General features: G+C 68.2%; 8 protein-coding genes and 1 pseudogene. 2 read left to right on the top strand and 7 right to left on the bottom strand.

Going from position 1 to position 8,335, the window contains the following annotated elements; translation table 11 throughout:
* Positions 1 to 461: pseudogene (locus tag LH128_RS28600) on the top strand (biotin synthase BioB); the annotation flags it as partial.
* A 209-nt stretch (positions 462 to 670) separates the two neighbouring features.
* Here the strand turns inward: LH128_RS28600 and LH128_RS28595 are convergent.
* From LH128_RS28595 to LH128_RS28565, 7 genes are read right to left on the bottom strand one after another with little or no spacing between them, the layout of a single operon-like run.
* Entirely contained in the window at positions 671 to 1,444 is a 774-nt protein-coding gene (locus LH128_RS28595) for an enoyl-CoA hydratase-related protein (RefSeq protein ID WP_008833191.1), read from the bottom strand.
* Positions 1,441 to 2,433 carry an NAD(P)H-dependent flavin oxidoreductase gene (locus tag LH128_RS28590; RefSeq protein ID WP_008833190.1) on the bottom strand — a complete coding sequence of 331 codons (993 nt, stop codon included), beginning with the start codon at positions 2,431 to 2,433 and terminating at the stop codon, positions 1,441 to 1,443. The genes LH128_RS28595 and LH128_RS28590 overlap by 4 nt, the downstream gene beginning before the upstream one ends.
* A complete protein-coding gene (locus tag LH128_RS28585) occupies positions 2,433 to 3,593 on the bottom strand; it encodes an acetyl-CoA C-acetyltransferase (RefSeq protein WP_008833189.1) in 1,161 nt (386 codons plus the stop codon). Before LH128_RS28585 ends, LH128_RS28590 begins: the two co-directional genes overlap by 1 nt.
* 2 nt (positions 3,594 to 3,595) lie before the next feature.
* A complete protein-coding gene (locus LH128_RS34200; protein WP_008833188.1) occupies positions 3,596 to 4,384 on the bottom strand; it encodes an enoyl-CoA hydratase/isomerase family protein in 789 nt (262 codons plus the stop codon).
* Positions 4,381 to 5,454: a phosphotransferase gene (locus LH128_RS34195; RefSeq protein ID WP_008833187.1), complete on the bottom strand. Its 1,074-nt coding sequence runs from the start codon at positions 5,452 to 5,454 to the stop codon at positions 4,381 to 4,383. Before LH128_RS34195 ends, LH128_RS34200 begins: the two co-directional genes overlap by 4 nt.
* A complete protein-coding gene (locus tag LH128_RS28570; protein WP_008833186.1) occupies positions 5,441 to 6,631 on the bottom strand; it encodes an acyl-CoA dehydrogenase family protein in 1,191 nt (396 codons plus the stop codon). Before LH128_RS28570 ends, LH128_RS34195 begins: the two co-directional genes overlap by 14 nt.
* Entirely contained in the window at positions 6,628 to 7,389 is a 762-nt protein-coding gene (locus LH128_RS28565) for an SDR family NAD(P)-dependent oxidoreductase (protein ID WP_008833185.1), read from the bottom strand. The genes LH128_RS28570 and LH128_RS28565 overlap by 4 nt, the downstream gene beginning before the upstream one ends.
* 144 nt (positions 7,390 to 7,533) lie before the next feature.
* Here LH128_RS28565 and LH128_RS28560 point away from each other — a divergent pair, with 144 nt between their 5' ends.
* Positions 7,534 to 8,169, top strand: a complete 636-nt coding sequence (locus LH128_RS28560; RefSeq protein WP_008833184.1) for a TetR/AcrR family transcriptional regulator — start codon at positions 7,534 to 7,536, stop codon at positions 8,167 to 8,169.
* Positions 8,170 to 8,335 lie beyond the last annotated feature (166 nt).

Below are 8,335 nucleotides of genomic sequence, written 5' to 3'. Positions count from 1 at the left end.
TCGTCGGCATGGGCGAGACGCGCGCCGATCGCGTGGGCTTCGTCCACACGCTCGCCACCTTGCCGGACCACCCGCAGTCGGTGCCGGTGAACGCGCTGGTGCCGGTGAAGGGCACCGTGCTGGGTGACATGCTGGCCGACACGCCGCTTGCGAAGATCGACGACGTGGAGTTCGTGCGCACCGTGGCGGTGGCGCGCATCACCATGCCGGGCTCGATGGTGCGCCTCTCGGCGGGGCGCGAATCGATGTCGGAGATGACGCAGGCGATGTGCTTCCTAGCCGGGGCGAACTCGATCTTCACCGGAGACAAGCTGCTGACCGCGCCCAACGCGGGTGACGACAACGACCTCGCGATGTTCGCCCGGCTCGGCCTCAAGCCGATGGCCATCGAACTGACGCCCGCGCAAGTTGAAGCCCAGCGCATGCCCAAGGGCTGCGCGAAGCTGCAAGCTGCGGAGTAGGCCCGCCTGCGCTTCTGGCGTAGCGCAAGGCCCACCCCGCTGCGACTAAGGCCTGCGGCCCAAGTATCGCTCCCCCACCCGCTCGCGGGAGGGGGACGCCGCATCAGCCCTCCCGCTCGCGGGAGGGCCGGAAGGCTTGGGAGCGCGGCGAACTAGCCGAACGGGGTGGGCCTTACACCGCGGCGGTTCCACACCACCGTTAAAGGGGATCAGCGTCCCTTCCACTCCGGCCTGCGCTTCTCGGCGAAGGCGCGCGGGCCTTCGACGTAGTCCTCGGAGGCCAGCATCGCCTGCATCGCAGGGTAGCTCCACTGCTCGGCGAAAGCCTGGTCGTAAGGCGTGGACAGGCCGAGCCCGACCGCTTCCTTGGTGGCGCGCACCGCCATCGGACTGCCGCCAAGGATCAGCTCCGCCCAGCGCCGCGCAGCCTCAAGCACGTCGCCTTCGGTCACTTCGTTGACGAAGCCGAGCGCATGCCCCTCCTGCGCCGAGACCCGCCGCCCCGTCAGCAGCATGCCCATCGCGTGCTTGGCACCGACCACTTGCGGCAGGATCTGGATTCCGCCGCCCAGCGCCGCCAGCCCGACGCGGACCTCGGGCAGCGCGAAAGCCGCATGCGCCGCCGCCACCACGATGTCGCACGCCAGCGCCAGTTCGAAGCCACCGCCCATCGCCACGCCGTTGACGGCGGCGATCACCGGCTTGTTCAGCCCCTTGCGCCCGGTCAGCCCACCGAAGCCGTTGGGCGGCGACACCAATTCCCCGTCCGCCACCTGCTGCTTGAGATCGTGCCCGGCGCAGAACGCCTTCCGCCCCACCCCGGTGACGATGGCGACCCACTGCTCTTCGTCCGCCGCGAAGGCACCGAAGGCCGCGTCCATCGCCACTTGCGCGTCGGCGTTCAGCGCGTTGCTCGCCTCGGGCCGGTTGATGGTGATGATCGTCAGCGGCCCTTCGCGCGTGAAGGTGACGAGTTCGCTCATGCCGTCACCTTTTCCGCGACCATGCCCGCCAGCCGCGAGACGATGATCCCTTCCGCATCCCGAACGATCCGGCCGACCAGTTCGGCGCATGTCGGAATGTCGTGGATCAGCCCCTGCACTTGCCCAGCCCAGACGAGCCCGGCATCGAGATCACCCGTCTCCAGCGCCGTGCGCCCCTTCGCGCCCGAGACCAGCGGACGGATATCCTCGAACACGGCGCCATCGCGGGCGGAAATCTCCACCACCTGATCGGACACGCTGTTCTTCGCGACGCGGCCTGTATTGTGGAACTTGCGGAAGATCAGGTTGGTGCCGCGCTCGTCGTTGTCGACGATGAACCGCTTCACCCGCTCGTGGATCGGCGCTTCCACCGTGGCGCAGAAGCGGGTGCCCATGTTGATACCGTCCGCACCCAGCGCCAGCGCGGCGGCGAGGCCGCGCCCGTCACCGAAGCCTCCGCTCGCGATCATCGGGATCGTCAGCGTGTCCGCCGCCGCCGGGATCAGGATGAGGCCTGGGATATCGTCCTCGCCCGGATGGCCCGCGCACTCGAAGCCGTCGATCGAGATCGCGTCCACGCCCATCCGCTCGGCCGACAGGGCGTGGCGGACGGCCGTGCACTTGTGGATCACGGTAACCCCGTGGGCCTTGAAGTCCTCGACATGCTCCTGCGGGCGGTGGCCTGCGGTTTCGACGATGGTAACGCCGCTGTCGATGATGGCCTTACGGTATTCGGCATAAGGCGGCGGCGAAACCGAGGGCAGGATCGTCAGGTTCACGCCGAAGGGCTCGTCGGTCAGGGCCCGGCAGCGGTCGATCTCGCGGCGCAAGTCGTCCGGCGTGGGCTGGGTCAGCGCGGTCAGAATGCCGAGGCCGCCCGCGTTGGAGACCGCCGCCGCCAGTTCGGCGCGGCCCACCCACATCATGCCGCCCTGGACGACGGGATGCTCGATCCCGACAAGGTCGGTGAAGCGTGTGCGCAAACCCATTACAGCGCCTCCAGGATGGTGACGTTGGCGATGCCGCCGCCTTCGCACATGGTCTGCAGGCCATAGCGCTTGCCGCGTGCCTTCAGAGCATGGATCAGCGTCGCCATCAGCTTGGTGCCGCTCGCGCCCAGCGGATGGCCGAGCGCGATCGCGCCGCCGTTGACGTTGAGCTTGTCAGGATCGCCGCCCAGCGCCTGCAGCCAGGCCAGCGGCACCGGTGCGAAGGCCTCGTTCACTTCGTAGAGGTCGATATCCTCGATCCGCAGTCCGGCGCGCTTGAGCGCCTTTTGCGTCGCCGGGATCGGTTCCTCCAGCATGATGACCGGATCGCCCGCCGTCACCACCATGTCCACGATCCGCGCGATCGGGGTAAGGCCGTAGTCCTTGAGCGCCCGCTCCGACACCACCAGCGCGCCCGAGGCGCCGTCGCAGATCTGGCTGGCGTTGGCGGCGGAAATCACGCCGCCCTCCTGCAACAGCCTGACCGATCCGATGCTCTCCAGCGTCGCGTCGTAGCGGATCCCCTCGTCCGTGACATGGGGCACGCCGTCGACGTCGAGCGGCACGATCTCCCGCTCGAACGCGCCTGCCTGCGCAGCGGCGGCGGCGCGGCGGTGGCTTTCCAGCGCGAAGCGGTCGAGCGTCTCGCGGTCGAAGCCATACTTGGCGGCGATCATCTCCGCTCCGCCGAACTGGCTGAAGCTCTCCACTCCAAAACGCTGCTGGATGCGCGGGCTGAACGGGCCGACGCCGACGCCTTCCTTCGCGTGGTAGGCGGTGTTGGAGAACATCGGCACGCGCGTCATGCTCTCCGCGCCCGCTGCGATCACCACGTCCTGCATGCCGGACATGACCGCCTGCGCGGCGAACTGCACCGACTGCTGCGAGGAGCCGCACTGCCGGTCGATGGTGACGGCGGGCACGCTGACCGGCAGCTTCGAGGCCAGCACCGCATTGCGCGCGAAGGCGAAGGCCTGTTCACCCGCCTGCGTCACGCAGCCGAGGATGACGTCCTCGACCACCGCCGGGTCCAGCCCGGCGCGATCCACCAGTGCATTCAGCACTTCGCCCGCCATGTCGGCAGGGTGCCATCCCGCGAGCTTGCCGTTACGGCGCCCGCCTGCGGTGCGGACGGCTTCGACGATATAGGCTTCGGCCATGGTCACAGATCCTTGAAGTTGGGAGAGCGCTTTTCGAAGTAGGCGGCAAGGCCCTCGCGGCATTCGGGTGTGGCGCCCGCCCGGGTAATCGCCGCGACTTCGCGTTCCAGCTGCGCGTCGAGGCTGGTTTCCAGGCTCTGGCGCAACAGTCCCCGCGCCGCGCCGAGCGCACCCACGGCGGCATCGGCGAGCCGGGCGGCGAGCGCGTCGCCCTCGGTGGCCAGCGCCTCGTCATCGACGGTGCGGGTGACCATGCCGATCACCTCGGCCTCGTCAGCCTGGATGCGGCGGTTGGTGAGGATGATCTCCTGCGCCTTGCGGAGGCCCACGAGGCGCGGCAGCCACCAGCTCATGCCGCCGTCGGGCGTCAGGCCGAGCGTGCCGTAAGCGGCGGTGAAATGCGCCGACCGTGCGCAGAGCACCACGTCGCCGCCGATTGCGAGGCTGAGGCCCGCACCCGCAGCCGGTCCGTTGACCAGCACCAAGAGCGGCTTGGCCATGCGCGCGAAGCGGGTGAGCGCCATGTGCAGCGTGCCCGCCAGTTCGCTCAGCAGCGCATCGACATGATCGCCCGAGGACTTGAACAGCCCCACGTCGCCGCCCGCGCAGAACAGCCGCCCCGCACCGGTGAGGACGACGCAGCGGATCGCAATGTCGGTCTCGCAGCGGATGGCGATCTCGGTCAGCGCGCGCGCCATGGCGAGGTCGATGGCATTGCCCGCCTCCGGGCGGTTGAGGGTGACGCGGGCGATGCCGTCCGCAAGGTCGAACAGTACAGGTGTGTCGCTCACAGGCAGGCCTCCATGCTTTCCACTGCCAGCGCGACGATGCGCGGCAGGCTGGCGGCACGCTCGCGGGCGTGTTCGGAAGCCGCCGTGCCCCGGATCACGCGGCCCTTGATGCCGTGGAAGATCGCCGCCAGCCGGAAGTAGTTGAACGCGATGCAGAACGCATAGTCCTGCTCCGAGATCGGCGGGCGGCCGACATTGCGGCAATAGGCGGCAAGGTATTCGGCCTCCGACGGGATGCCGAGCGCCGCGATGTCCGCGCCGCCCAGCCCCGCCACGATATCGGGCGGCATGCGGAACATCATCGCGTGATAGGCGAAGTCCGCCAGCGGGTGCCCCAGCGTCGAGAGTTCCCAGTCCAGCACTGCCAGCACGCGCGGCTCGGTGGGGTGGAAGATCATGTTGTCGCAGCGGAAGTCGCCATGGACGATGCGCGTCTCGTCGCCCGAGGGAATCGCGGTGGGGAGCCATTCGATCAGCCGGTCCATGCCCGGATCGCGGCCCGCCTCGGTGTCCTCCAGATACTGGCGCGACCAGCGGGCGATCTGGCGTTCGAAGTAATTGCCCGGCTTGCCGTAGTCGCCCAGCCCCACCGCGTCCGGCTCGATCCGGTGCAGCGCGGCGATCGTCTCGTTCATCGCGGCGAAGTAGGCGGCGCGCTCCCCGTGCGGAACGTCGGGGAACGTCGCGTCCCAGAAGATGCGGCCCTCGACCATCTCCATCACGTAGAACCAACTGCCGATGACGCTTTCGTCCAGACACAGGCCATGGACGTGCGCCACCGGGAAGCCCGTCCTGCCCAATGCCGACAGCACCCGCGCCTCGCGCTCCACCGCGTGGGCGCCCTTCAGAACCTGCCCCGGCGGCTTACGGCGCAGGACGTAAGCGCGGCCAGGCGTGACCAGCTTGTAGGTCGGGTTGGATTGCCCGCCCTTGAACTGCTCGACCGTGAGCGGCCCGGCGAAGCCTTCGACATGCGTGTCCATCCACGCCGCCAGCCGCGCGTCGTCGAAGCGATAGCCCTCGCGCACGGCGCCGGTGCCGGCATTGGCGGCGGCGTCAGTGCTGCTCATGTGACGTCTTCCAGTCCCGCTTGATCTTCTTGGCGAGGCTCCACTTGTGGACTTCGGTGGGACCGTCGTAGATGCGGAAGGCGCGGATTTCACGGAACACCTGCTCGACGATGGTGTTGGCCGTCACGCCCTGCCCGCCCATCACCTGCACGCAGCGATCCGCCACCCGCATCAGCGCCTCGGACACCGCGACTTTGGCCATCGAGCTTTCGGTGCCGCCCGCTTCGCCCGCGTCGAGAACGTCCGCGCACCAGTCGATGATGAGTTCGCTCTGCTTCAGGTCGATGAGGTTGTCGGCCAGCATGAAGCCGACGCCCTCGTGGTCGATCAGCGTCTTGCCGAAGGCCATGCGGCGATTGGCATAGTCGGTAGCGATCTCGTTGGCGCGGATGCAGGCGCCCAGCCAGCGCATGCAGTGCGACAGCCGCGCGGGCGCGAGGCGCACTTGCGCATAGCGGAACCCCTCGCCCGATTGCCCAAGCATCTGGTCGGCAGGCACGCGCAGGTTCTCGATGGCGACCACGGCATGGCCGCCGGGCATCGAGGAATCGATGGTGTTGGGCACATGCTCGATGCGGATCGCCGGGTCGGGCAGGTCGACCAGGAACATGCAGGCGCCGTCCGTGGACTTCGCCATGACGATGCCAACCTGCGCGCCTTCCGCGCCGGTGATGAACGCCTTGCGCCCGTTGATGACCCAGTGATTGCCGTCGAGGTGGCAGGTCGTCAGCATCATCGAAGGGTCGGACCCGGCGCCGTTCTCGTCCGCCGGTTCGGTCATGAAGAAGGCCGAGCGCGCGCGCCCTTCCACCAGCGGCTTCAGGAACCGTTCCTTGATCGCCGCGCTGCCCACCTTGCCGAGCAGGTACATGTTGCCCTCGTCCGGCGCAGCGGTGTTGAGCGCCAGCGGGCCGAGCGGCGAGAGGCCCGAGGCACGCAGCACCACCGCCGTCTCACGCTGGGTCAGGTGGCGGCCGTCCGGCAGGATATGCGGCGTCAGCACCCCGGCGGCGCGCGCCTTGGCCTTCAGTTCGGCGACCAGTTCCTCGCTCGGGCAATCGTGGTGATCGCGGCGCGGGTCCTTCTCGTAAGGCGCGACGACTTCGCGCACGAAGGCTTCGACTTTTGCGGCGATCTGCGCGGTCAATTCGGGACCGGCACCGGGTATGCCGCTCACTTCGGCGCCATCCGGATCGCGCCGTCGAGGCGGATCGTCTCGCCGTTGAGCATCGGGTTGGTGACGATGCTCTCGACCAGCTGCGCGTATTCGTCGGGCTGGCCCAGACGGCTGGGGAACGGCACCTGCTTGCCCAGCGAATCCTGCGCTTCCTGCGGCAGCGTGGCGAGCAGCGGAGTCCAGAAGATGCCCGGCGCGATCGTCATCACGCGGATACCGTAGCGGGCGAATTCGCGCGCCACCGGCAGCGTCAGGCCGACGATGCCGCCCTTCGACGCCGCATAGGCCGCCTGCCCGATCTGACCGTCATAGGCCGCGACCGAGGCGGTGTTGACGATCACCCCGCGCTCCTCGCCGATGGGATCGGCATCGTGCAGGCGGGCGGCGAACTTCGACAGGACGTTGAAACTGCCGATCAGGTTGATCGTCACGATCTTGGAGAAATCCGCCAGCGGGATCGCCTTGCCGTCGCGCCCGATCACCTTGGCGGGCGGCCCAATCCCGGCGCAGTTGACGAGGATGCGCGCCTTGCCGTTCAGCCCTTCGGCCTCTTCCAGCGCGGCCTCGACGGCGCCCTCGTCGGTCACGTTGACCGATACGAAGTGCCCGCCGATCTCGCGCGCGGTGGCAGCGCCGAGTTCGGCGTTGAGGTCGAACAGGGTCACCTTGGCTCCCGCCGCCGCCAGCCGCCGCGCGGTGCCCGCGCCAAGGCCGGATGCGCCACCGGTCACGATTGCCGCCACGCCTTCGATCTTCATCAGGAATCCCTTTCCAGACTGCCTGCCGGACCAGCACGAATCGCGTCTCCGGGAGGCTCATGAAACTCACTGGTTTCTTATGTACTCATGAGTACGTTGCATAACGATGCGTTTCTTGTCAATGTCGCCAGACAAGGAAAAGCCGTGACGATACCCGAACAAGACTTCATCGATTCCCCGTTCCGTTCGCCCGAGGACCGCCTTCGCGAGAAGGACCAGAAGCGCGAGGCCGTGCTGCTTGCGGCCGTGCGCGCCTTCAACGCGCGCGGCTTCCAGGCCGCCTCGCTGGACGAGGTCGCGGCCAGCCTGCGCATCAGCAAGCCGACGATCTACCGCTACCTCGGCAACAAGGAGCAGGTGCTGCTGGAATGCATCACGCGCGGCCTCGAACTGCTGCAGGAGGCGGCGGCGGAAGCGGAGCGCGAGCCGGGCAGCGGCCTGACGCGCCTCACGCATTTCCTGCGCCGCTATGCCGAGATCAACATGGACGATTTCGGCCGCTGCGTAGTGCGCACCGACGACAACGTGCTGTCCGAGGAAGGCCGCGCGCATTTCCGGGCGCTCAAGCGGCGGATCGACCAGGCCATGCGCGATCTGGTGGCGGCGGGTGTTGAAGACGCCTCGATCGCGCCGCTCGACGTGCGGATGACCGCCTTCACGCTGGCGGGCGCACTCAACTGGCCAGGGCAATGGTACGCGGCGCAAGGCGAACAGAGCGCCGAGGCGTTGGTCGCCACGATGGTCGATGTGCTTGTGCGGGGCCTCGCGCCGCGAGGGTGATGCGGTGAGCATCGCCCCACCCTCGTCATTGCGAGCGTAGCGAAGCAATCCAGGGCCGCGCAAACCGCCCTGGATTGCTTCGCTACGCTCGCAATGACGAAGTCCTCTTAAACCGACGGCATCTGCTGGCTTGAACAGTGGAACGAGCCCCCGCCCGCCAGCACCG

The organism is Sphingomonas sp. LH128 (assembly GCF_000293195.2).
Taxonomy (GTDB): Bacteria; Pseudomonadota; Alphaproteobacteria; order Sphingomonadales; family Sphingomonadaceae; genus Novosphingobium; species Novosphingobium resinovorum_A.
Note: the sequence above shows the minus strand (reverse complement) of the source record. Positions and strands in the feature narration are given on the sequence as shown.

Bases quoted from the DNA above. Each gene is read 5' to 3' on its own strand.
- LH128_RS28565 (WP_008833185.1), bottom strand. From the start codon at position 7,389: ATGAAGATCGAAGGCGTGGCGGCAATCGTGACCGGTGGCGCATCCGGC.
- LH128_RS28590 (WP_008833190.1), bottom strand. From the start codon at position 2,433: ATGGGTTTGCGCACACGCTTCACCGACCTTGTCGGGATCGAGCATCCC.
- LH128_RS28585 (WP_008833189.1), bottom strand. From the start codon at position 3,593: ATGGCCGAAGCCTATATCGTCGAAGCCGTCCGCACCGCAGGCGGGCGC.
- LH128_RS28595 (WP_008833191.1), bottom strand. From the start codon at position 1,444: ATGAGCGAACTCGTCACCTTCACGCGCGAAGGGCCGCTGACGATCATC.
- LH128_RS34195 (WP_008833187.1), bottom strand. From the start codon at position 5,454: ATGAGCAGCACTGACGCCGCCGCCAATGCCGGCACCGGCGCCGTGCGC.